This window comes from Neorhizobium lilium, from assembly GCF_004053875.1.
GTDB lineage: Bacteria > Pseudomonadota > Alphaproteobacteria > Rhizobiales > Rhizobiaceae > Neorhizobium > Neorhizobium lilii.
Genome location: NZ_SBIP01000002.1, coordinates 307,733 through 331,871 on the forward strand (window position 1 = coordinate 307,733; position 24,139 = coordinate 331,871).

Annotated in this window: 19 protein-coding genes, 1 other RNA gene and 1 pseudogene; 10 read left to right on the forward strand and 11 right to left on the reverse strand. The window is 60.7% G+C overall.

The window, feature by feature from the left end; genetic code table 11:
* Position 1: 1 nt before the first annotated feature.
* From rsmH to EPK99_RS07730, 6 genes are all read right to left on the reverse strand, one after another.
* On the reverse strand, positions 2–1,027 hold the full coding sequence (gene rsmH, locus EPK99_RS07705; protein WP_128442470.1) for a 16S rRNA (cytosine(1402)-N(4))-methyltransferase RsmH: 1,026 nt from the start codon (positions 1,025–1,027) through the stop codon (positions 2–4).
* A gap of 14 nt (positions 1,028–1,041) precedes the next feature.
* Positions 1,042–1,476: a division/cell wall cluster transcriptional repressor MraZ gene (gene mraZ, locus EPK99_RS07710; protein WP_245582405.1), complete on the reverse strand. Its 435-nt coding sequence runs from the start codon at positions 1,474–1,476 to the stop codon at positions 1,042–1,044.
* A 437-nt stretch (positions 1,477–1,913) separates the two neighbouring features.
* An RNA gene (gene rnpB, locus EPK99_RS07715) (RNase P RNA component class A) lies at positions 1,914–2,344 on the reverse strand.
* 47 nt (positions 2,345–2,391) lie between these two features.
* Positions 2,392–3,591 carry an NAD(P)/FAD-dependent oxidoreductase gene (locus EPK99_RS07720; RefSeq protein ID WP_128442472.1) on the reverse strand — a complete coding sequence of 400 codons (1,200 nt, stop codon included), beginning with the start codon at positions 3,589–3,591 and terminating at the stop codon, positions 2,392–2,394.
* Positions 3,592–3,632: 41 nt separating this feature from the next.
* Positions 3,633–4,400 carry an N-acetylmuramoyl-L-alanine amidase gene (locus tag EPK99_RS07725; protein ID WP_128442473.1) on the reverse strand — a complete coding sequence of 256 codons (768 nt, stop codon included), beginning with the start codon at positions 4,398–4,400 and terminating at the stop codon, positions 3,633–3,635.
* Positions 4,397–5,140, reverse strand: coding sequence for a J domain-containing protein (locus EPK99_RS07730; protein WP_164901732.1), 744 nt, complete (start codon positions 5,138–5,140; stop codon positions 4,397–4,399). The genes EPK99_RS07725 and EPK99_RS07730 overlap by 4 nt, the downstream gene beginning before the upstream one ends.
* Positions 5,141–5,402: 262 nt before the next feature.
* On the opposite strand from EPK99_RS07730, the gene EPK99_RS07735 reads away from it, so the two are divergent.
* The 3 genes from EPK99_RS07735 to EPK99_RS07745 all read left to right on the forward strand — a co-directional run bounded on the left by EPK99_RS07735 (position 5,403) and on the right by EPK99_RS07745 (position 8,532).
* Complete coding sequence (locus EPK99_RS07735; protein WP_128442474.1) at positions 5,403–6,614, forward strand: pyrophosphate--fructose-6-phosphate 1-phosphotransferase; 1,212 nt, start codon at positions 5,403–5,405, stop codon at positions 6,612–6,614.
* Between the two features lie 43 nt (positions 6,615–6,657).
* Positions 6,658–7,293 (forward strand): hypothetical protein, encoded by a 636-nt coding sequence (locus EPK99_RS07740; protein WP_128442475.1) that lies wholly within the window; start codon positions 6,658–6,660, stop codon positions 7,291–7,293.
* Positions 7,294–7,638: 345 nt separating this feature from the next.
* Complete coding sequence (locus EPK99_RS07745) at positions 7,639–8,532, forward strand: lytic transglycosylase domain-containing protein (RefSeq protein WP_245582361.1); 894 nt, start codon at positions 7,639–7,641, stop codon at positions 8,530–8,532.
* A 6-nt stretch (positions 8,533–8,538) separates the two neighbouring features.
* Here the strand turns inward: EPK99_RS07745 and EPK99_RS07750 are convergent, their stop codons facing one another.
* Positions 8,539–9,888 (reverse strand): serine hydrolase domain-containing protein, encoded by a 1,350-nt coding sequence (locus tag EPK99_RS07750; protein WP_128442476.1) that lies wholly within the window; start codon positions 9,886–9,888, stop codon positions 8,539–8,541.
* A gap of 177 nt (positions 9,889–10,065) precedes the next feature.
* Here EPK99_RS07750 and EPK99_RS07755 point away from each other — a divergent pair, with 177 nt between their 5' ends.
* From EPK99_RS07755 to EPK99_RS07775, 5 genes and pseudogenes are all read left to right on the forward strand, one after another.
* Positions 10,066–11,313, forward strand: coding sequence for a BtaA family protein (locus tag EPK99_RS07755; protein ID WP_128442477.1), 1,248 nt, complete (start codon positions 10,066–10,068; stop codon positions 11,311–11,313).
* Positions 11,297–11,980: a class I SAM-dependent methyltransferase gene (locus EPK99_RS07760; protein WP_128442478.1), complete on the forward strand. Its 684-nt coding sequence runs from the start codon at positions 11,297–11,299 to the stop codon at positions 11,978–11,980. The genes EPK99_RS07755 and EPK99_RS07760 overlap by 17 nt, the downstream gene beginning before the upstream one ends.
* Positions 11,981–12,122: 142 nt before the next feature.
* Positions 12,123–12,905, forward strand: a pseudogene (locus EPK99_RS07765) (glycoside hydrolase family 25 protein); the annotation flags it as partial.
* A 212-nt stretch (positions 12,906–13,117) separates the two neighbouring features.
* Positions 13,118–14,320, forward strand: coding sequence for a lytic murein transglycosylase (locus tag EPK99_RS07770; protein WP_164901733.1), 1,203 nt, complete (start codon positions 13,118–13,120; stop codon positions 14,318–14,320).
* A 106-nt stretch (positions 14,321–14,426) separates the two neighbouring features.
* Positions 14,427–15,335, forward strand: a complete 909-nt coding sequence (locus EPK99_RS07775) for a DMT family transporter (RefSeq protein WP_128442480.1) — start codon at positions 14,427–14,429, stop codon at positions 15,333–15,335.
* Between the two features lie 429 nt (positions 15,336–15,764).
* Here the strand turns inward: EPK99_RS07775 and metF are convergent, their stop codons facing one another.
* The 4 genes from metF to ettA all read right to left on the reverse strand — a co-directional run bounded on the left by metF (position 15,765) and on the right by ettA (position 22,083).
* Entirely contained in the window at positions 15,765–16,667 is a 903-nt protein-coding gene (gene metF / locus EPK99_RS07780) for a methylenetetrahydrofolate reductase [NAD(P)H] (RefSeq protein WP_128442481.1), read from the reverse strand.
* Positions 16,668–16,675: 8 nt separating this feature from the next.
* Positions 16,676–17,671, reverse strand: coding sequence for an ArsR/SmtB family transcription factor (locus EPK99_RS07785; protein WP_128442482.1), 996 nt, complete (start codon positions 17,669–17,671; stop codon positions 16,676–16,678).
* Positions 17,672–17,800: 129 nt separating this feature from the next.
* On the reverse strand, positions 17,801–20,161 hold the full coding sequence (locus tag EPK99_RS07790) for a methyl-accepting chemotaxis protein (protein WP_128442483.1): 2,361 nt from the start codon (positions 20,159–20,161) through the stop codon (positions 17,801–17,803).
* A 272-nt stretch (positions 20,162–20,433) separates the two neighbouring features.
* Positions 20,434–22,083 carry an energy-dependent translational throttle protein EttA gene (gene ettA, locus EPK99_RS07795; RefSeq protein ID WP_128442484.1) on the reverse strand — a complete coding sequence of 550 codons (1,650 nt, stop codon included), beginning with the start codon at positions 22,081–22,083 and terminating at the stop codon, positions 20,434–20,436.
* Positions 22,084–22,171: 88 nt separating this feature from the next.
* Between ettA and EPK99_RS07800 the strand changes: the two genes are divergently transcribed.
* Positions 22,172–23,119: an alpha/beta fold hydrolase gene (locus tag EPK99_RS07800; RefSeq protein WP_128442485.1), complete on the forward strand. Its 948-nt coding sequence runs from the start codon at positions 22,172–22,174 to the stop codon at positions 23,117–23,119.
* 54 nt (positions 23,120–23,173) lie between these two features.
* Positions 23,174–24,139: a DMT family transporter gene (locus EPK99_RS07805; RefSeq protein WP_128442486.1), complete on the forward strand. Its 966-nt coding sequence runs from the start codon at positions 23,174–23,176 to the stop codon at positions 24,137–24,139.

Sequence of the window (24,139 nt, forward strand, 5' to 3'; positions counted from 1 at the left end):
TTTAAGCTCCCATCTTTGCAAGGCTGGCGAGATCGGGAAGGTCGAAGATCGACATGTCCGCTGCGCGGGGGGCACTTTGCGTGCGCAAGCCTGCGCGCAGCTTGGCAGAGCGCGCGCGCGGATTTATTTCTGCTTCCGCTTCGCTGGCGTGCACGACGCCCTTGCCCAACGGCTCGAAAGTGGCGGGCTTTGCCTCGACCATGGGCAGGTGGCGCGAGCCGGAGACCTTGCCGGAGCGATCCGCGAAGAACTGCTTTACGATTCGGTCTTCCAAGGAGTGGAAGGTGACGACGACCAGCCGGCCGCCGGGCTTCAACGCCTGCTCGGCAGCAAACAGCGCCTGCGCCAGCTCGGCGAGCTCGTCGTTGACGAAAATCCGCAGCGCCTGGAAAACGCGGGTGGCGGGATGGATCTTGTCCTTCGCCTTGCGCGGATTGACCGTCTCGATCAGGTTGGCGAGGTCTCGCGTCGTGGCAAAAGGCTCGCTGACGCGGCGCTTTTCGATGGCGCGGGCAATTCGGCCGGAATGCTTCTCTTCGCCGAGAAAGCCGAAAATGCGGGTAAGATCGCTGACCTTGGCGCGATTGACTACATCGGCGGCGGAAACACCGCTGCGCGACATGCGCATGTCGAGCGGCCCGTTTCTTTGGAAGGAGAAACCGCGGTCGGCCTCGTCGATCTGCATGGAGGAAACGCCGATATCGAGCACAACGCCATCGAGCCCCTCGGCCGGCGCATGCTGAGCAAGATCGGAAAACTGGGCGGCGACAAGGGAAAGCTTACCGGCGTAATGTTCGACAAGCGCCTGACCAGCGGAAATAGCATTCGGATCACGATCGAGCGCGATGATCGTCGCGCCGGCATCCAGAAGCGCGGAACTGTACCCGCCTGCCCCGAACGTTCCGTCGAGAATGATTTTGCCTTCGGAGGGCTCAAGGGCATCAATGACCTCCCGCAGGAGAACCGGAATGTGACGAGCCGGTCCGCCTTCTGGCTCGGTGATTGCCTCGCCTGGATTCGCCGTCATCCCGTTCCCCTGTGCTAGGCGGGACGCAAACTCAAGCGCCCCTGTCTCGCTGCTGCCTGCGCCTCGTGAAACGCCTGCGGCTGCCAAAGCTGAAAATGATCCGAGCGCCCGACAAAGGTCACGTCCGAACTGATTCCCGTGAAGTCGCGGATGAAATCCGTGACCATCAGCCGGCCCTCCGCATCGAGCCTCATGAAGAGGCCGCCGCCGTGAACCAGCAGCGACATCCGGTTCGCTTCCGGCGAAAACGGATCGACGGAAGCGATCTGCCTCTCGTAACGATCGAGCAGATCCGGACCGCCGACGCTGATCGCCGGATAGATGAAATCCTGGAGACAATAAAGCTCCTGAACTCCACGCTCCGAAAGCGCCGAACGGAATGCCGCCGGCACGGATACCCGCCCCTTCGCATCGATCTTGTTCGTCGCATTCGACAGGAAGCGGCTCATCACGCCAGACATCCGCTCCGTTGAAAATCCGACCGGAATAATTCCGGACCGAAAACACAGCCCCAGACACGGCTTCGCCATCCGGATGGACGCAAATCCTTCCGGCTGCAGCGCCGAAACTCTGGGATTTTTGGGCGGTCATTCGCCCTTGTGCAGTGCGATCTTGGGATACCATGGGACCATATGGGCGTCAATGGGAACAGCCCCGCTAGCCGTACCCAAACTGCACATATTTATGAGGTGTTAAGTTTAACAAAGGGTTATCGCCACATGCGGAGAAACTGGCTCCAGCCTCCTTTTCAAGCTGCATTTGGATGTCTCGTAAGCGGCTGCAGCTGCGACAAATTTCGCTATCGCTTATATACGCAGCGAAGATTCAGCGGCGCCCGGAGCGCACGCCTGGATTGTCTAAAATCGATGCACACTCAGAAAAGTAAATCGCCAGTCGGCCTGTAAGCCGGGTTCTGTATGGCCCCGATGCAAGCACCGGAACGTGGCAGCCATTCATCTGGGACGATATTTGCATACCGCCTCACGCAACCCACCCGGATGACTGGCCCGGAAACAGGCCTGAGCCCCGCTTGCGCGGAGGTTCGCGTCATCCCTATTCGGTCTTGCTCCCGGTGGGGTTTACCGTGCCGCCGCTGTTGCCAGAGGCGCGGTGGGCTCTTACCCCACCCTTTCACCCTTACCCCGTCATCCTGGTCGCTTCGTAAGAAGCGGAATGCGAGGCGGTTTGCTTTCTGTGGCACTTTCCCTAGGGTCGCCCCCGCCGGACGTTATCCGGCACCGTGTTTCCGTGGAGCCCGGACTTTCCTCACCTCACCGCCTTTCGGCATTGGTAAAGCGCGGCTGCCCGGCCGACTGGCAGGGGCTCCATAACGGAGACGGCCGGTGAAGGCTATAGGGGTGACGTCAAATATAGTCGGCGTGGAAATCGGTCAGAGGCTTGTAGGCATCGTCTACGATTTGGCCATGGAAAATCAGTTCGGCCCCGAGCCGGCCGATTTCGTCCGAACTCTTCGCAGCCGCGCCGCAGCCACCGGTGACGATACCGATTCGGTCATTGCCGCTCATGGCGATCGCAGGATAGCCGGTTGGGGTAAACGAGGTGACGCAAGCGGCCATCGACGAGCGCGACAGATCCAGGCTCGGCATCAACTGCCCCATGACGCGGGTAAGATGGGCCTTCGTGCTTTCACGCCCGCCCGATCGGAACCAGGCCCGAACATCCGCCTCACGCTCAAGCAGCAAATCGTCCGGATCTCCGCCGATCTTCAGGTAAAGCTTTCCGTCCGGATAACGAACCGGCGGAAGCAGATAGATGCCGTCCTCTTCCTCGTTCCATTTCCAGATCAGCGACGGCACCTGCCCCATGCCGTCCACACGAGATTGATCGAGCTCGAAGAAGGCCACAGTGCGGGCACGAACCTCCAGATCGAGACGAGCGCCCAAAAGGTTCTCGTTGATCGAGAAGCCACCCGCCGCAACCAGCACTCGGTCCGCGCGGTAGCTCTGCCCCTCGGCCGTCGTGACTGTGACTGAGTCGCCATCCTGGCGAACGGACGAGACGGTCTCAGAAATAACGGTCGTGCCGTGCCGCTCCGCCAGCAACGACTGCGCCTGCACCAGCCGTCGCGGGTTGATGTAGCCGGCATTGCGTCCTTCCCACACGCCTTCGCTGGATGCGGGAAAGGCGAAAAAGGGAAACTGTTCCTCAAGCTGGCCGCTCTGCAGCGTTTCCGTCTCGACACCGAGCTTGCCGGCGGCATCAAGGACGTTGCCGACATATGATGGTTGACCAGCCCGGCGTTCCGGCCCGGCAATCAGGCAACCGGTTTCATGATAGAAATCGACTCCGCTTTTTGCAGCGATCTGGCCGTAGCGTGCGATCGAGCGGTTGGCGAGTCGCGCCCAGACGGGATTGCGGTCGATCGTCCTGGTGATGCGCGCTTCGTCGTAATGGCCTGCAAACACGCCCTCATGGCGGCTGTAGTCGGCCGCTTCGTCCGGACCGATCAGTGCGACGCCGTCGGTCCATTGGCTCAGGTGGCGGGCTGCCGCGGCACCCATCATGCCCTTGCCGATGATGATGTATTTGAACCGCGCCGCCATGCCGCTACCCGTCGCTCGATGGAAATATGGCTGCACAGACGTCAACGCTGGCTGAACTTGGGCAAGGCGCCGAGCAACCGGTGCAGGGTGTCTATCGTGGAGAAATCGGCAGCCCCGTCAATAAGGCTCGGGCGAAAATGCCGCTGAAAGGCTTCGACCACGCCTTTCGTTTTTTCACAGAACTCGCCTGTGACTTCAATTCCATACCCATAAAGCGCAAGCATGCCCTGAAGCGCTTCCACCGGCTGGCCGTGGTCGCCGTACTGAAAAAACCGGCCGCCTCTGATTTGCGTCGGCTCAATCCAGTGGCCGACACCGTCAAGGTACAAGTTGTGCCATGGGAAATTCTCACCCGGATCGACTTTACGGACCGGGGCTACATCAGAATGAGCGAGCACCCTTTCCGGGGCAATGGACCAGCGTTCGCTGCAGTCCCGACACAATTGAGCGACGGCATTGATTTGCGCTTCGGGGAAATCCGGCAGCCCGCCAGGATGCCCCGCATTCGCGATCTCAATGCCGATCGAACAGGAATTGATGTCGTCTTCGCCGGCCCAGAAGCTCTTGCCCGCGTGCCATGCACGCCGTTCCTCCGGCACGAGTTGCAGCAGGCGGCCGTCTTCATAAACGAAGTAGTGGCTGGAAACCTGGCTTTCCTCATTGCACAACCAAGCAAGCGCCTGATCGGCGGTTCCCATGCCCGTATAATGCAAGAGGATCAGATCGGGCCTGCGTCCGCCTAACCGATCACCGTGATTGGGAGATGGTATGACCGACGCGCCGGCATAATCGGCGGAGAACACAGTCATGCAGCGCGGCGCTCTTTCTCGATCGCTTCGTAAGCCGCGTTGAGGGCTGCCATCCGCTCGTTGGCAGCCGCATGCAGCGTTGCCGGTACACCACGCGCAATCAGCCGATCGGGATGATGCTCCGACACCAGCAGGCGGTAATGCTTGCGAATGCTTCTAAAATCATCCTCCGGCGAAACGCCCAGCACCAGATAGGGGTCGGAGCCTTCCAGATGCACGTGACGCGCCATGATCCGCCGGAAATGCTGCTCGTCGATCCGGAAAATCTCGGCAATGCGGCCGAGGAAGACCAGTTCCTTCTCGTGGACCAGCCCATCCGCCTTGGCGATGTGGAACAGCCCGTCGATCACGTTTTCCAGCATGGGGCAGTTTTCAGCAGCGCCAGAGCCGCAGAGATTGGCGAGCTTTGAGGCATAGGCTTCATACCCTGCCACATCCTGCCGGGCCAGATTGTAGAGCCGTGCGACGTTGCGGGCTTCCTCGTCCGGGAAATCAAAAATCTGCTGGAATGCTCTTACTTCGGCCTCGCTGACGATCCCGTCGGCCTTTGCCATCTTGGCGGACAGTGCGATGATCGCAACGGAGAAAGAGACCTGCTTCCGGGTCTCCGGATCTCCCTCGAAAAGGGTGCGGATTGCCTCGACCACACGGCCGAGCGTGTTGCCGGCCGCATCGCCGATGGCGCCGAGGAGACGTTCCCAGAGAGAAGAGATTTGAAGGCAGGCAAAATCGAATATCATGCCGCAAATGACCAGATTTATGGGTTTTTTGCAAGGCAGCAAAAGACCGCCTGGGATTAAACTATGTTCATGTTTTTGGAACAATCCGCGCTGCCCGATGTGCGTAAAGGGGATGATCGAAACTCACCTGCCGCAAGCGCTGGGCGGGGCAGCACGGTTAAGGCCGGCTTTTTCTTCAGAATTTCACTTTACAGCCGTCCGCCCGTGACGCATCCATGGCCGGATTTGAACGCGACGCGATGATGCGCATCAAGGAGGATCGATGGCCAAACAGAAAGTAGCAATGCTGACTGCGGGGGGCCTCGCGCCCTGTCTGTCGTCGGCCGTTGGCGGCTTGATCGAGCGTTACACGGATATCGCACCGGAAGCAGAGATCATCGCTTATCGTTCGGGCTATCAGGGTGTGCTTCTGGGTGACCGGATCGAGATCACGCCGCAGATGCGCGAAAAGGCACACCTGCTTCATCGGTTCGGGGGTTCCCCCATCGGCAACAGCCGCGTGAAACTCACCAATGCCGCCGACTGCGTCAAGCGCGGGCTGGTGAAGGAAGGCGAGAACCCGCTGCGCGTAGCGGCCGAGCGGCTGGCGGCCGATGGCATCACCATCCTTCATACGATCGGCGGTGATGACACCAACATCACGGCCGCCGACCTCGCCGCCTATCTTGGTGGCAACGGCTACGACCTGACCGTCGTCGGCCTGCCGAAGACGGTGGACAATGACGTGGTGCCTATCCGCCAGTCGCTGGGTGCCTGGACGGCAGCCGAAGTCGGGGCGCAGTTCTTCGACAACGTCTCCAACGAACAAACCGCAGCGCCTCGATCGCTGGTGGTTCACGAAGTCATGGGGCGCCACTGCGGCTGGCTGACCGCAGCAACGGCGCGCGCCTATCTACAGAAGACGCGAGCGCATGAATACATCGACGGCATGATGATGAATGCCGAGCTGAAAAGCATCGACGCTATCTATCTGCCGGAAATGGCCTTTGACCTGGACAAGGAAGCGGAGCGCCTGAAGAAGGTGATGGAGCGGCGTGGATCGGTGACGCTCTTCGTCTCGGAAGGAGCATGCCTCGACGCCATCGTCGCGGAACGCGAAGCCGCCGGTGAATCAGTGAAGCGCGACGCCTTCGGCCATGTGAAGCTCGACACGATCAATGTCGGCAACTGGTTCCAGAAGCAGTTCGCCGCACTTCTTGGCGCGGAACGGTCCATGGTGCAGAAGTCGGGCTATTTCGCTCGCTCCGCAGCTGCCAATGGCGACGATCTTCGGCTTATCCAGAGCATGGTGGATCTTGCCGTGGAGAGCGCGCTTAACAAGGTTTCGGGCGTGACCGGGCATGACGAAGGCCAGAACGGCAAGCTGCGCACGATCGAATTTCCTCGAATAAAAGGTGGAAAACATTTCGATCTGACAGCAAGATGGTTCACCGATGTGATGGACGTCATCGAGCAGCCTTTCCGGGCCGCCTGATGCGTGGAATGGCGGGCGCCTGGCGGCGTCCGGGAGGACTGGAATGACGACCTATGGCTTGCTCGCCTTCGCTCTGATGGCGGTGTTCTTGATCCTCGTTCCAAGCCCGCTTTTCCGCCTGACGGCGAACTTTGCCCTACAGCGGGGCCACCGCGCCGCGCTTGCAACCATTCCCGGCGTTATCACCGGGCTCTGTCTCGCGACAGCTCTGGCGGCAATACCCGTATTGCTTATTGCCCGCTACTGGCCGGGCGGGATAGGCATGATCGCCTTTATTGGGCCATGGTACGTCATGGCCTATGTAGTATTTTCCTATCTGGACCCCAGCCGCAGGCGGCCGATGGCCGACAACGACAATCTTCCGGAGCAGCAAAATATCCGGATGATCGGCCACATCGTCAAACAGGCGGTGCTGACGCCACGCTATGTGCTGGCCCTCTTCGCCGTTCTTATCCAGGTGTGGGACGCCACGCTCCCATCTCTTCCGCAATTCCTCGCGACCGAGTTGGTCTGTGCCGCAATAATGGCCGCGGCTGCGACTATTCAGACCCTTCTTCCCCGCCGTCTCCTGAACCGCAAGCGCCTGGCAATCCCGGCTAAAACAGCTTCGAACAAGGCACAGACGGTATTCATCGCACGGCGCGCAGTGACGGCCGGTTATCGCCGGATCGCAGCCTGAGGGATGGCGTCTTGCCGGATGCCGCCATATACGTTAATGAATTCCACCTTTCGGTGCATTTCGGGCGGTTGTGGTAACTATTTTCATGAGAGCAACCTAATGGCGGTAATCGGATCCATCGGCCGTAGAACGGCTGTGGCTTTTGCGATGTCTTCGGCTCTCGCTGGATGTTCCAGCGTCGATCATGAACCGAAGGTGGCGTCCGCCCAGAAACCCGCTACAGGTGCAGTATCCGCACAGACAAGCTCAGCCGATGGTCAACTCGTCATTCAATACAGTTCTACGCTACCGGTAACGCAGGAGGCCGGAACGAAAGTTGTCGCGACTTCTTTGCCTGCTCCCGGCATGCAGCCGACTGTGGAACTTGCCAAGACAAGCCGCATATCCGTCCCGGTTCCGCAGGCCGCCGAGATCGAGCCCGTTCAGACCTTGGCCATGGCGTCCCCCACCATGCCGGCGGTCGTCGCCGTCAAACCGCAGCCGATCGACGCAGCCGTTCCTGCATCTGCTCAGGCACTGACGCGAGCCCAGACTGCAGCTGCTGTTCAGGCCGCTTTTTTCCCGCCGGCGCCAGCTGCTCCCGGACCGGAATTGTTGGTTGCTTCGGCCATTCCAAAATCCAGCCGCCTCGTGTCGCCGGCAATCGCGCCAGCGGTTGCCGCAGGACAGATTTCTCCGGCCGCCGCAGAGGCGATCGCTCTTGATGAAAAGCAGCTGACGCCGGACATGGTGGCGCTGCAATCGGTCGTGCCAATCCCACGGCCGGACATCAGCACCCTTGCCTATGCCGCCCAACCGAAGGCAGTCGCGGCAATCTCGGCGATCGACCGCGGAATGGAATTCCCGCCGGCGCCGGGCGAACCTGTTCCTTCGACAGCGTCGGGAGCGACACCGGAACTGATCAGGCTGATCAAGCGCTATGCGGGTTTGTATGGCGTGCCGGAATCGCTGGTGCACCGGGTCGTGCACCGAGAAAGTAAATATGATCCCAAGGCCTATCACAAGAACGGTTATTGGGGCCTGATGCAGATCAAGTACGCCACGGCCAAATCCATGGGCTACCAGGGCGCGCCCGAGGGACTTCTCGACGCAGAGACCAACCTCAAATACGCGATCAAATATCTTCGCGGCGCCTGGCTCGTTGCCGATAACCAGAACGACAACGCTATCAAACTTTATGCGCGCGGCTATTACAACGACGCCAAGCGCAAGGACATGCTTCAGGTCCTCGAAAAGTAGTCACCGCTACCGTTTAGCCGCTTTCGCGACGGCGGCAATCAGCGGGCTGGGATCGTAGTGGTTCCAGGAAGGCGTCAGGCCCATCCTTACCACCACGAGATTGAGCGCCGGATTTATGGCGATCGTCTGCCCGTCATGTCCTTGCATCAGGAACGTGCCGGTCGGCATGAGCCGATTGCCGGGGGCTGGCAGCCAGGTCTGCATTCTCGAATAGCGACCGCCGGAATGGGCGTTCGGCACCTGCATCATCGCGACGAACCCTTCCGGCAGAAGGCGGCTTCCCTGCCAGATTCCGTCCTGTGCCAACAGCAGCGCGAACCGCGCCCAGTCCCGCGCTGTCGCATAGAGATAGGAGCTGCCGGCGAATGTGCCGACGGCATCTGCTTCCAGAACGGCACTTTGCATGCCGAGGGGTTGGAACAGCGCGTGCGCCGGATAAGCCTCGGCTGCCCCTTGATCGCCGAACCGGTTCATCCAGATGCGCGCCAAAAGCACTGCCGTGCCGGAGGAATAACTGAAGCGCGTGCCGGGCTCTGCCTCCAATGGGCTGGAAGCGGCAAAACCTGCCGAATCGTCTTCCAGATAAAGCATACGCGTTACATCGGCGACCGTGCCATAGTCCTCGTTGAAAGCGAGCCCGCTTTCCATCGCGAGCAGGTTCGCAAGCGTAATATCCCGCCGCGCATCACCATGCCATTCGGGCAGAAGATCGCGGTCACCCAGCGACACCTTATTTTCGGCGAGAAGCCGGCCGAGGATGGCGGCGTTCACCGTCTTGGTCATGGACCATCCCAGCAGCGGCACGTCCTTGGAGAAACCAGAGCCGTAAGCCTCTCCAACGATGCGGCCATTCTTGACGATCACCACGGCGCGCATCCCCTCCCCGGTAAGTGCAGTATCTGAAAGAACAGTCGCAACCGCTTGATCGGACTCCGCTTCTTCTCCGTCCGGCCAAAGAGCAGAAGGACCAGCGGCCGGCTGCGGCCTGCGATCGGCAATTGCTTTCAACAGCCTGTCAGGCGTGTTTGTCACCGCGCAGCCATGCCCTTCGCGATAAACGGCATCATTACCGGCCAGAAACCCCAGCAGGGCGGCATGAACATGCGCGGTCTCTCGATCGACGCTGACGCGCATCAGCCGCAGCAGCGGATTGCCGGGCGCCTGCACATCTATCGCAAGCACCTCGTCGGCATCACGCCCTGCGATGAAGACATTGGAGCAGACAATCTTGGCCGCATAGCCGCTTCCGACCCGTAGCAGCTCAGGTGGCCGGAAGAAGAGCCAGGCGCCCCCACCCACGATCAGCGCCAGCAGAACAACACAAACGAGTTTCAGGCTTCGTATTGCCCACCGCATCCACGCCTCCTCCAAAACAATGCCATGGAAGCATGGTTCGCGCCTCATGTGATAGAGTAAAACCGTCCAGTAGTCCTGTTCCTGCACCTCATCCCCACGTCTAGGCGCAGGCGTCATCTGCTTGTTGCATGAGGGCGTTAGATCCGGCGAAACCCAAGAACGCAAGGGGATTCGGTCATGGCTGACATTGCACAGGAAGCCGGCTTTCGGAAAAACCACAAGCTGAGGGACGCGCTCCTCCAGCACAAGGCTCTGTCGGCCCAAGGCTTCTCCGAGCGGCTCTTCGGCCTGCTGTTCTCCGGCCTCGTCTACCCGCAGATCTGGGAGGATCCGGACGTCGACATGGCGGCTATGGGAAACATCGAAGGCCTCTCCATCGTCACCATCGCCTCAGGCGGCTGCAACATGCTCGCCTATCTCTCCCGCTCGCCGAAGCGGATAGACGTTGTCGATCTCAACCCGCACCATGTTGCGCTCAATCGCCTCAAGCTCGCTGCCTTCCGGCACCTCCCAAGCCACAGCGATGTCGTTCGCAAGTTCGGCATGGCGGGAGTGCCTTCCAATAGTAAAAGCTTCGACCTGTTCGTGGCGCCGAACCTAGACCCCGTTACCCGCAGCTACTGGCAGAAGCGGTCGCTGCTTGGCCGGCGCCGAATCGGAACCTTCGACCGCAACATCTACCGGACCGGGCTCCTTGGGCGCTTCATCGGCACCGGCCACCTGATCGCTCGGCTCCACGGCGTCGACCTGACGGAGTTCACCAAAGCAGCATCCATCCGCGAGCAGCGCCAGTTTTTCGACAGCCAGATCGCGCCGCTTTTCGACAAGCCGCTGATCCGTTGGATCACCAGCCGCAAGAGCTCGCTCTTCGGCCTCGGCATTCCGCCGCAGCAATATGACGAACTGGCAAGCCTTGCGGGCGATGGTTCGATTGCACCGGTCCTGCGCCAGCGGCTTGAAAAGCTCGCCTGTCACTTCTCTCTGCGCGAAAATTATTTCGCCTGGCAGGCTTTTGCCCGCCGCTACCCGACCGCGAACGAAGGCAATCTCCCCACCTATCTAAAGGCGGAGAATTACGCTGCAATCCGCGCCAATGCCGACCGCGTGACTGTTCATCATGCGAGCTTTACCGAAATCCTGCGGCAGAAGCCGGCAGGCTCTGTCGATCGCTACGTGCTCCTCGATGCGCAGGACTGGATGACGGACGAGCAGCTTGATGGCCTCTGGTCCGAAATCACCCGGACGGCTGCGACCGGCGCCAGGGTCATCTTCCGTACCGCTGCGGAAAAAAGCGTGCTGGACGGCAGGCTGTCCCAGAGCCTCCTCGACCAGTGGACCTATCTCGATGATCGCTCGAAGGAACTGACGCTGCAGGATCGGTCCGCCATCTATGGCGGCTTCCACATCTATGCCAGGAAGGACTGACGCCGTGACGACGGCAGAAACCAACCTTGCCCCAGACCACGCTGAGCGCATGGACCGGATGTACCGCTACCAGCGGCATATCTACGACCTGACGCGCAAATACTACCTCCTTGGCCGGGACAGCACCATCGCAGGTCTGGCGCTGGGGCTCAACGAGACCTTGCTGGAGGTCGGCTGTGGCACCGGCCGGAACCTGCTTCTGGCCCACCGCAGCTATCCAGACGCGAGGCTCTATGGCCTAGACATATCGGCCGAGATGCTGGCCAGCGCGCAGGCGAACTTTCGCGGCGTCGCGAACCAGCCGGTTCTACAAGTTGCCGATGCGACGGATTTCCGGCCGCAGGATTTCGGGCAGTCCGGCTTCGACCGAATTCTCATCTCCTATGCACTGTCGATGATTCCCGATTGGGAGAAGGCGATCGACGCGGCGCTGACAGCACTGGCACCGGGCGGTTCGCTTCATATCGTGGATTTCGGCCAGCAGGAGCATCTTCCGCGCTGGTTTGGAAGCATGCTCCGCGCATGGCTTGACCGCTTTCACGTCACCCCGCGGGCAGGTCTGCAAAAGGTGCTGGAAGCTAGGCTTGCTGCGGCAAATGCCGACATGATCTTCGAGGAGATCGGCGGTGGCTATGCCTGGCGGGTCATCATCCGACGCCGCAACTGATACGCTGTGTATATACGGGCAACAAATTCGACTTGCCCTAACTGTTTTTTTACGCCGTTATGGTGAAAAAGGAGTTCATGCCTCCTCTGTAACTCGTTGCGGGGCTGAGAGGCTTCCTGCATCGGTATCATAAGAGACATCCATGCCACGGCTCCTTCTGGTTCTTCTGTCGATCGCCCTGCTCGCCACGGCCTGCACCTCGACTGATTATGACTTGATGAAGACCTCTTCGGTCGGCCGCACCAAATTCAAGGACAACGACCCGCAGGATTTCGGCAAGGATGCCCCTGGCCGCCGCGAGATCCATGGCATCGACCTTTCGAAATGGAATGGCGACGACATCGACTGGCCGACCGTGAAGAAGTCGGGTGTCTCTTTCGTCTTCATCAAGGCGACCGAAGGCAAGGACAGGATCGACCCGACCTTCGAGAAGAACTGGCGCAGTGCAGCAGGCGTCGGCATCCCCTATGCGCCCTATCATTTCTACTATTTCTGCTCCACGCCCGATGAGCAGGCGGATTGGTTCATCGCCAATGTACCGAAAGCGTCGATGCAACTGCCTCCGGTTCTCGACGTCGAATGGAACCACGCCTCCAAGACCTGCCGCACGCGACCCGATCCGGAAACCGTACGCGCATCCATGAAGCGCTTCATGGACCGCCTCGAAGCCTATTACGGCAAGCGCCCGATCATCTATACGTCGGTCGATTTCCATCGCGACAATCTGGTCGGCGCGTTCAACGACCACCACTTCTGGGTTCGCTCCGTGGCAGCCCATCCCGCCAAAATCTATTCGGATCGTCGCTGGGTTTTCTGGCAATACACGGCCACCGGCGTCGTGCCGGGTTTGAAGGGCGAGACGGACATCAACGTCTTTGCAGGCTCCACCAAGAACTGGAACGCCTGGGTGGCGGCTGTCAGCAGGCCGGCACCGACGGCCACGGCGTCCGCCGAGCCGCTGCCGGCGGCCCCTCAGTCCCGCACACTTGCCTATGCCGAAGCCCCTCCGGCCGAGATCGCTCAGTAGGCGTCTGGCAATGTCTTTCCGGTTGCGATAAAAGCGGGCTGGCTTGCTTTCCGGTCCGGTTTCCGGTTGCCATCCATGAGCAGGCCGACCTCATGATGCTAGGAACGCCGATGTCCAACACTTTCTTTCACCGCCTTGCCTATAGCTGCCTTCTGACCGCCGCCCTGTCCTCAACCGCCTCGGCACAGGCACCTGCCGCTGCCTGCGGAGGAGACTTCGCAGCCTTCCTGCAGGGCGTGAAGGCTGAAGCGGTTGCAAAGGGCATCCCAGCCGAAGCAGCGGATCGCGCACTGGAAGGCGCCCAGATCGACCAGAAGGTCCTCTCCCGCGACCGCGCCCAGGGTGTGTTTCGCCAGACCTTCCTGGAGTTTTCACAGCGAACGGTAAGCCAGGCGCGCCTCGACATCGGCCGCCAGAAGATGAAGCAGTATGCCGAAGTGTTCGATCGGGCTCAGAACGAGTTCGGCGTGGCTCCCGGCATCATCACCGCCTTCTGGGCAATGGAGACCGACTTCGGCTCCGTGCAGGGCGATTTCAACACCCGAAATGCGCTCGTCACCATGGCGCATGACTGCCGCCGTCCAGAGCTTTTCCGTCCGCAGCTGATCGCGCTGATCGAGATGGTGCAGCATGGCGACCTCAACCCGGCCACCAATACGGGCGCCTGGGCCGGCGAAATCGGCCAGGTGCAGATGCTCCCGGAAGATATCATCGCGCATGGAGTCGATGGCGACGGCGACGGCCATATCAACGTCAAGACGAGCTCGCCTGATGCCATTCTGACCGCTGCAAAGTTCATCCAGAGCATGGGCTTCAAAGCTGGGCAGCCCTGGATACAGGAGGTCAGCCTGCCCGAGAACCTGCCCTGGGAAAAGAGCGGGCTGGGCAACGAGATCCCGGCCAGCCAGTGGTTTTCGTTCGGCGTGACACCGCGCGACGGCAATACCAAATTCGGTGATCTGCCTGCCGCGCTCGTGCTGCCCCAGGGCCGCAAGGGACCAGCCTTCCTCACCTACCCCAACTTCAACGTCTACCTGCAGTGGAACCAGTCCTTCATCTACACGACGTCGGCTGCCTATTTCGCAACCCGGCTTTCCGGCGCACCGACCTACCAGAAGGGCACCCCGGAGCCGGGTCTCGACGATGCCGGCATGAAGGCGCTGCAGACAAAGCTCGAAGCGCTCGGGCATGACATCGGCAAAGTGGATGGCATCCTCGGATCCGGCACGCGCGTCGCCGTTCAGAAGGAACAGGCGCGCCTTGGCTTGCCGGCGGACGGCTGGCCGACACAGGCTCTGCTCTCGGCGCTCTGATCGAAACGCCTCCGATTGGAAAAGCCTGCTCGCCACCCGTAATTTTCGGGTGGCGACGAATCCTTGCCGAAGATATGGCTGCTCTTCCGCAAGCGAGAGATTCCCGATGACAGCCGCCTCAAGCCAAGCCAAGCCAGCCACTACAGCCTGGATTCTTCTCTTCATCCTTGGCTTGCTCTGGGGCGGCTCCTTCTTCTTCGGCCGCATCGCGGTCGCAGAAGTCCCACCATTCACCCTTGTCTTCTTCCGCCTGTTTCTCGCGGCGCTTGCCCTGCACATCTACCTGCGCGGGCGGATGGGTCTCTACCCGCTGCTTGCTGAACATTGGCGCTCCTTCGCCATCATGGGTCTGATCAACAATGCCCTGCCTCACACGCTGATCGTCTTCGGGCAAACGCAGATCGGCGCGGGCCTTGCTGCCATCCTCAACGCCACGACGCCCATTTTCACCGTGCTGATCGCCAACCGCTTTACCGAGGACGAGAAGCTCAGCACGGCAAAGATCGTCGGATGCCTGCTCGGCTTGGCCGGCACCGCTGTCCTGATCGGCCCCGGCATATCCTCCGCTGCATCGGTTCCGCTATGGGCTTTGCTGGTGCCGCTCTGCGCCGCCGTGTCCTATGGTTTTGCCGGGACCTATGGGAAGCGCTTCCGCAACATCCCAGCGCCGGTCACTGCGACCGGCCAGCTGACCGCTTCGTCGCTGATGATGCTGCCTGTCATGATGGTCGCCGATCGTCCCTGGACGCTTGCCTTTCCTTCGGCAACCGTGGTCGCCGCGATCCTGGCCCTGGCACTCCTGTCGACCGCTCTCGGCTATCTCATCTATTTCCGGATCATGGCGCTCTCCGGCGCCACTTACGCCTCGCTCGTCACGCTGCTTGTGCCGCCGAGTGCTATCCTGCTGGGTGCGATATTCCTGGGCGAGCGGCTGAAAATGACCGATCTGGCCGGGATGGTGTTGATAGGGCTCGGACTGCTTGTGCTGAACGGAATGCTCAAAATTCGCCGCTGACCGGATTCGCACTCAGCAGGACCTGCTCCAGATATCCACAGGACGAAGCTGTTCTGTGTGACGGCCGTTAACTTCAGCGCGGATAATTTTAAGGATGCGTTAAGGCCTCCCCAAGATCCGAAACGCCTTGATGCGCCGCAGGTTACGCCCACACGCTGTCATATGCGCAGGAGTTCATGTTGCGCTGCATCCCATTATTGGCGTTGCAATTGTGACAAATCCCGCCACACTCCGGCCGTTAACGCAAGGAGGCAGACATGGGACGGACTTATCCTATCAATGTCCTGATAGTCGGTGCAGCGTTCGTATTCGTGGTGAGCATGCTCTTCATCTGAAGGAGCCTTCAGGTCTCTCAGATTTTGCATCCACCACGTTTCAAAAGCCATTGAAGAGCGCATGCGCCAGGAGGAGCATGCGCTCTTTGCATATTCAGGCCGCAGCGCCGATCTTAGCACCCTGCCCTTGGGCGCGTCCCAGCCGCTGAAGCACGGCGGAGACGAGTGGCGCACGGTTCATCGTATAGATGTGGAACTCGCTGACCCCACGGCGCATCAGGTCGGCAATCTGTTCGGCGGCAATGTCGGCTGCTACCTCAGCTCGTTCCTGCGGCTTCTCGTCCAGGCCTTCGAAACGTTGGTCGAGAAAGGCTGGAACCGACGAGCCGCAGCGACGCGCAAAGCGCTTGAGCTGGGAGAGATTCTGGATCGGCATGATCCCGGCCACGACAGGGATCGACACTCCCGCAGCCTGCACCTTTTCAAGATAGGTCTCGAAGACGTCGTTGTCGAAGAAGAACTGGCTGAGCGCCCGTGCAGCACCCGCATCAGCCTTGCGTTTCAGCGTGTCGATATCGGCGGCCAAGTCCGGGCTTTCCGGATGCTTTTCCGGATAGGCGGAAACCGAGACGTCCAGATCGCCATACTCCACCAGCATGCGCACAAGGTCGGACGTATCCGAAAAACCCTGCGGATGGGGCGTATAGGACGTACCGAGGCCGGTGGTCGGGTCACCGCGAAGCGCCACGATGCGCCGGACACCGGCGGCGCGGTATTCTTCCACGACCGCTCTGACTTCGTCCTTGCTTGCGTCCACACAGGTCAGATGTGCGGCCGTGTCCAGACCCGCGTCGCCGATCATGCGCCGCACCGCCGCAAGCGTCGGTTCCTTCGTGGAGCCGCCGGCGCCATAGGTCATGGAGACGAAGTCCGCCTGCCAGGGAGACAGTTGTTCGACTGCCTCCCAGAGCTGCACCTCCATCTCGTCCGACTTGGGCGGAAAGAACTCGAAGGAGAGATGAAAGGGTGCTGACGCTGTGCTGGTGGTATCCATCATTCCTCTCCCTAAACGGCGGCAACAGGTTCGGCAGCGGCAGAATCGGCCATCAGCAGGCGGCGGTCTCGCGCAAGCCAGACGGTCACGGTCAGCGAGCCCTGCTCGCCGGGACCGAGATCGATGACCTCCTCCACATCCAGGCACAACTTAGCCAACCACTCCTTCATCAACTGGTGCGAGAAACCGAGCCTGACATGCGCATGCTCCTCGCGCAGATGCTCAAGCGTATGAGGCGCCAGATCGACGATCAGCAGCCGCCCGCCGGGCCGCAAAACCCGCGCCGCCTCGCCAATGGCCAGTTCCGGCTGATCGAGGAAATGCAGCACTTGGTGAATCGTCACGAAGTCGAAATCCTGGCCCTCAAGCGGCAGGTTCAGGATATCGCCATGCCGCACCGAGGCCTTGACGACACCGGCCTTATCCAGGTTCGACCGGGCAACCGACAGCATGTCGCGGCTGGCATCGACCCCGATCGCCCGGCGGTAAAGCGGCGCCAGAAGTTGCAATATCCAGCCGGTTCCGGTTCCGAGATCGAGCAGGGAGTCGATAGGCCGAGTGCCGATCAGGCGCAGCAGCGCTTTCTCCACCGCCTTGTCACTGACATGCAGCCGGCGCAGTTCATCCCACTCGGACGCATTCCGGCTGAAATAGGCCTGGGCTTTTTCGGCGCGCAGGCGCTTCACCGTCCGCAGGCGTTCACCGTCCCGAAGGAGCACAGGATCTTCTTCCGACGATGCAGCGAGGAGCGTTCGCACCAAGGCGGAGGCCTCCCCGTCGTGCTTCAACCTGAAATAAGCCCAGGCGCCTTCCTGATAGCGCTCGATCAGCGCCTCTTCGGCGAGAAGCTTCAGGTGACGCGAGATGCGGGGTTGGGATTGACCGAGTATGTCGGTAAGATCGGTGACCGTAAGATCGCCGGCCACCAGAAGCGCCAGCAGACGAAAACGGGTCGGCTCGCCCGCCGTCTTCAGTACATCAACAAGAACATCAAGGGCCAGTCCCATGCAGCACTCACTTCAATCGACACATAAAGATATGTTTATGTGATTTTCAGACGTGAGGCAAGACCTTAATCTCCGACATGGAAAAGGGGCGGCAACTGCCGCCCCTTGCATTAATTAAAGTGGAGACGCTTAAAATTCCTGCCAGTCATCCGCTTTGGGCGCGAATGCGGCATTACCGCGGCTGCTGAACGAGCGCGTTGCTTCGGGCCGTGTGGCTGCCACAGGCCGCACGGAGCGTGATGCTGGAGCATCGGCGGCGCGCATGCGTTCGGCCGTCTGGCGAAGCTGACGCGGCGCGGCACCGAGCTGGAAGTGTGCAAGAAGATCGGAGAGATTGGCGCTTTCCTGCGCCAGGCCCGCACCTGCTGCATTCATTTCCTCGACCATGGCGGCATTTTGCTGAGTGGCCTGGTCCATGTGGTTCACGGCGGTGTTGACTTCGGCAAGTCCTGCAGACTGTTCGTGGGCAGCAGAAGCGATCGCATCCATGTGGCTGTTGGCGGCGAGCACCAGCTGAGCGATCTGCGTCAGCCCTTCACCCGTCTCGTTGACCAGCTTTACCCCTTCGCTGACGGCGACGGCGGAATTGCTGATCAGCGACTTGATCTCCTTGGCTGCATTGGCCGAGCGCTGGGCAAGCTCGCGAACTTCCTGAGCGACCACTGCAAAGCCTTTGCCCGCCTCCCCGGCCCGCGCCGCTTCGACACCGGCATTGAGCGCCAAAAGGTTGGTCTGGAAGGCGATCTCATCGATGACGCCGATGATCTGGCCGATCTGCTTGGACGAGTGTTCGATGCGCTCCATGGCTGCTACCGCATTACGCACCACCTGGCCCGATTGGTCGGCCCGGCTGCTGGTATCGCGAACGACGCCACGGGCTTCTGCGGCACGTTTCGACGTTCCGACGACATTGGATGTAATTTGCTCAAGAGCGGCAGCGGTTTCTTCCAGCGAAGCCGCCTGCTGCTCCGTCCGCTTGGCAAGATTGTCGGAAGCGTCGGATATCTCCTTCGAGCCGCCCGCGACCGTGGAGACGGCCTGACCGACAGCAAGAAGCGCGTTGCGCAGATGGCTGACGGATGTATTGAAGTCCTGGCGCAGCCCCTCGAACTGGGGAGCAAGCGGTTCCTGGATTTCGCACAACATATCGCCGGATGCGAGACGGCGAAGATTGGCGGCGAGCGCCCCCGTCGCCTGATTGAGGCGAGCATCGGCCTCGGCCTCGGCATTCGCCTGCAGATCCGCCTTCTCACGTTCTGCAGCCTTACGGTTCGTCTCTGCCTCGGCTTCGAGGGTCTTGTTGCGGATCGCTGCTTGGCGGAAAATCTCCAGCGAGGCGGCCATCTTGCCGACCTCATCCTTGCGGTCAACGAAAGGCACGGAGCTATCGGAATTGCCAAGGGCGAGGGTCTGCATGGCAGCCGTCAACGATCCGATGGGACCGACGACGCGACGAACGACGATCACCAGTCCGGCAAGGCCCATCCCCAGCGCAAGCACCAGCAGGGCCGAATAGCCGAACACGCTGTGCAGCGCATTTGTCGCAAGGCCATTGGCCGTGTCGTTGAGCACGACCATCGCCAGCAGCGCAACGTCTGCGACTGTTGCCTGGGCCTTTGTGCTGGCTGCCTGCCAATCCTCGAGGCTCACCCCGGCCACACCACCGGTCGATACGTTCTTGATAAGCATCTTGTGCAGGGTATCGAAGGACCCGCCGAAGAAAGCCGCATCTGCATTGGCGAAGGATGTCTTCACCGCATCGGCAGTCTTCGGGTGATTAACAAGGGTCTTGACCTGCGACCATGCGAATGTGGCCCGGCCGATGCTGCTCGTCAGGTCGAGGATGTCAGACTGCGGCAGGGGCTGGCCCGTCGAGGTCGCCTTGTTGAGGACGAGCGCGGCGGCGCCGACGGAGGCTCGCGTTGCCCAGGCATTGGCGCGAATCTGAACCAGATCCATCAGCGAATTGTCGAGCGAGCGAATGCCGGCCTCAGTCATGTTGGAAGCTGCCTCAAGATCGGCCAGGAAGTCGCCGCCGAAGGACATGAGCTTGGGGCTGAGCGCCTTGTCCCGGCCGTCCAACGCGACGGCAAGCTGGTTATCGACTTCTTTCCGCACAGCCAAATTGCTCTGATAGGTGCTTGAGATCTTGGCCAGCAGCGGCGCAAGCTGCGCATCCTCGATAAGGGCTGCCGCAGCAGTGAGCGCACTCATGCCGACATCGACATTGGCACGGTCGACCGGAAGCATTTGCAGCGTGGTTTTAACTTTCTCCGGCGCAGACGTCAGAATCGTAACGCTATGCCCCCGCTCCAGCCGGTAGTTCACAAGAACCGTAAAGAGCGCTTTGTCCACCGCAGTGCGCTTCGCCACATCCCCGAACTTCCCGTAATCGTAATAGCTCTGATAGAGGGATTTGCCGACAACGGCGCTCAAGGCCAGACTGATAAGAAGAAACACCGAGACCAGAATATTCCGGATCGAAAACATGAAGTTCACCCCCCACACAAGCTTAATATCGCAACCGCACCTTGGCAAAAGTCATGTAATAATTGATTAATTCTCATCTTATGCTGCACCGCAACGATAACCCGAATTAATACTGAGTATTAATAGTGGCGCGCGCTCACCTGAGAGTGCGGCTAATTTAGATAACACTAAAAAGTTGCGCCGCTAAAACCCCCATAATTCAAAGAAAATGGGGCCTCCTCTTCAGGAGACCCCATGACATAGCGCCAGCAGGTGATGCGCGAAGACGTTCCTCAGCGCGTCAGGCGCTTGTGAGCCTGGCTGCCCGGGTTCAAAGCGTCGGGACCGAGGCGGCGCACCTTGTCTTCTTCATAGTCTTCGAAGTTGCCCTCGAACCATTCGACATGACCGTCGCCCTCGAAGGCGAGGATATGCGTCGCCAGACGGTCGAGGAACATGCGATCGTGGCTGATGATGATGGCGCAGCCGGCGAAATTCTCCAGCGCGCTTTCCAGTGCACCGAGCGTTTCCGTATCCAGGTCGTTGGTCGGTTCGTCGAGCAGCAGGACATTGCCGCCGGCCTTCAACATCTTGGCCAGGTGGACGCGGTTGCGCTGACCGCCAGACAGGTTGCCGACCTTCTGCTGCTGATCGCCGCCCTTGAAGTTGAAGGCGCCGCAATAAGCGCGCGAGTTCATGTCGAACTTGCCGAGCTTGATGACTTCCGCGCCACCCGATATTTCTTCCCATACGGTCTTGTTGCCGTCGAGCGCATCGCGGCTCTGATCGACGTAGCCCATATGGACGGTCGGTCCGATCCGCACGGTGCCCTCATCGGGCGTTTCCTGGCCGGTGATCATGCGGAACAACGTCGTCTTGCCGGCGCCGTTCGGGCCGATAATGCCGACGATGCCGCCCGGCGGCAGCTTGATCGACAGGTCGTTGATCAGCGTGCGGCCTTCGAAGCCCTTGGTGATACCTTCCAACTCGATGACGACCTGACCGAGCCGCTCGCTGACCGGAATGATGATCTGCGCATCGCCGGGGCGCTGGTTTTCGGCGGCCTCGACAAGCTGTTCGTAGGATTTGATACGCGCCTTGGACTTGGCCTGGCGGGCTTTCGGGCTGGAGGCGATCCATTCCTGCTCGCGGGAGATCGCCTTCTGGCGTCCGGCTTCTTCGCGCGATTCCTGCTGCATGCGCTTGGCCTTGGCAGTCAGATAGGCGGAATAATTGCCCTCGTAGGGAATGCCGCGGCCGCGGTCGAGTTCGAGAATCCAGCCGGTGACATTGTCGAGGAAGTAGCGATCGTGGGTGATCATCATGACGGCGCCGGGATAATCGCGCAGATGCCGCTCGAGCCATGCAATGGTTTCGGCGTCCAAATGGTTCGTCGGTTCGTCGAGCAGCAGCAGATCAGGCTTCGACAGAAGCAGGCGGCACAGCGCGACGCGGCGACGCTCACCGCCGGAAAGGCTGGTGACTTCTGAATCGCGCGGCGGGCAGCGCAGAGCTTCCATAGCCATCTCGACCTGGCTTTCCAGATCCCAGAGGTTCTGGCTGTCGATGACGTCCTGGAGCTTGGCGCCTTCGTCGGCGGTCTCATCGGAATAGTTCATCATCAGTTCGTTGTAGCGGTCGAGGATCGCCGTCTTCTTGGCGACGCCTTCCATCACGTTCTCGAAAACGGTCTTGGCCGGATCGAGATGCGGCTCCTGCTCCAGGTAGCCGACAGTCGCGCCTTCCGCGAGCCAGGCCTCGCCCGTGTATTCCTTGTCCTGCCCGGCAATGATGCGCAGGACGGTCGACTTACCCGCGCCGTTCGGGCCGAGAATACCGATCTTCGCATCCGGATAGAAGGACAGGTTGACGTTCTCGAGGATTTTCTTGGCGCCGTAAGACTTGTTGAGTCCCGACATGTGATAGATGAACTGACGTGCCATGGATGATACTGCTCCGGCGGGAATTTGGGTTTGCCGCTATGTAGGCGAATTGACCGGCGGGGGCAATGCGGGAGACGGGAGGAAAGACATGTTCGAAAATACCCGGTGGCTGGAAAGCCCGACGGGTGCCCGCCTCGCCTATCATCATCTGGCGGCAGAGAACGAGGCGAGAGGTATTCTTCTTGTCTCGCATGGCCTGGCCGAGCACTCGCTGCGCTATGGGCGGTTTGCCAAATTCATGGCGACGCATGGCTTCCACGTCTATGCCTGGGACCATCGAGGCCACGGAGAGACCCTATTGCCCGACGCTCCACTCGGGCGGTTTGCACACGGGGGCGGCGCAAGCCTGGTGCTTCAGGACGTCAAGGCAATGCGGGACATGGCCTCAGTCTCGCATCCTGGCCTTCCGGTACTTCTCTTCGGTCATTCCATGGGCGGGCTGGTCGCCCTCAATGCGGCCATCGACAACCCGCAGAGCTATGACGCGCTCGCCGTGTGGAACTCCAATTTCAATCCCGGCCCGGCTGGACGCACCGCGCAAGGCATCTTGTTGGCGGAACGGGCGCTGAAGGGCTCGGACGTCCCGAGCACGCTTCTGCCCAAACTGACCTTCGGCGTCTGGGGACGATCCATCCCAGGACGCCGCACCGAGTTCGACTGGCTGAGCCACGACCAAGACATGGTGGACGCCTATGTCGAAGACCCGCTTTGCGGCTTCGACGCCAGCGTCTCCCTCTGGCTGGACCTCTTCAAACTCGCCTTCCGGGGCGCGAAACTGCTGGACCGGCTGCCGACCAACCTGCCGATCCATCTTGTCGGCGGCGCCGAAGATCCGGCCACCAATGGAGGGCGCGAGATCCGCTGGCTGGAGGAGCAGTTGAAGCGGAACGCCTTTCTGCATGTCACGACCAAGATCTGGCCCGCAACCCGGCACGAGACGCTCAATGACACGGTGCGAGCCCGCGCCATGGCCGAGTTCGCCAGCTGGGCAAAGTCTGCACTGCCCGTCAGGGTCACCGCCACCAAAGCGGAATAACCTCATGAGATTTAATCAAGTGCCGAGCCCGCGGCGAGCGAATATAAAACCGATATGAACGCCCGAGCAGCAAGAATCGAAGCAGCATCTCCAGCCTCAGGCATTCCGGCCGGGCTCGGGTTGATGATCCTTGCCATGCTGCTTGCGCCGCTGATCGACGTCTTCTCGAAGCTCGCGACCACGACCGCCTCGCCAACCCTGATTACGGCAGCACGCTTCTTCTTTCAGGCGGTCTGCATGCTGCCGATCATTGTCTGGAATGGCTCCTGGCGCAGCTTTTCATGGCGCCTCAGCTTCTACCACGCGGTCCGGGCCGCCGTGATCACCGTTTCCATGGTGTGCTTCGTCGCCACTCTGGCTGTGATGGAAGTGGCGGATGCCGTAGCGATCTTCTTCGTCGAGCCGATCATCCTCACCATCCTGTCCGGCTTCTTCCTGAAGGAGACGATCGGTTGGCGCCGCTACACCGCCTGCGGTGTGGGCTTTCTCGGCGCGATGATCGTCATCCGCCCGAGCTTCCAGGATATCGGCCTCGTAGCCCTGCTGCCGGTCGTCACCGCCTTCTGCATTGCCATCTTCGCTCTGATGACGCGGGCGCTGGCGCACCGGGAAGACCCCTGGTCCATGCAGTTCCAGATGTCGCTCTGGGGCATGCCGATCTGCGTCGTCCTGCTGACGATCGGTCAGTGGCAGGGCGTCGGGTTCCTTCAACCCTCCCTGCCCGACCTGACCACCACCACATGGATGGCCGGCGTGGGCGTCTTTGCCGCTCTCTCGGGAATTCTTGCGGTCTATGCCTATCGCGCAGCGCCGGCATCGGTAATTGCACCGCTTCAGTATTTTGAGATCGTGTCGGCAACCCTGTTCGGCTGGCTGGTCTTCGACGACTTCCCCGATCCCGTAAAGTGGTTGGGCATCGGCATCATCATCGGCTCCGGACTGTTCATCATCTGGCGTGAACGCCGCGCCGCGTCCATGAAACCCGTCACCGGCAGCGCCGACACCACACTGGCTCCCTGA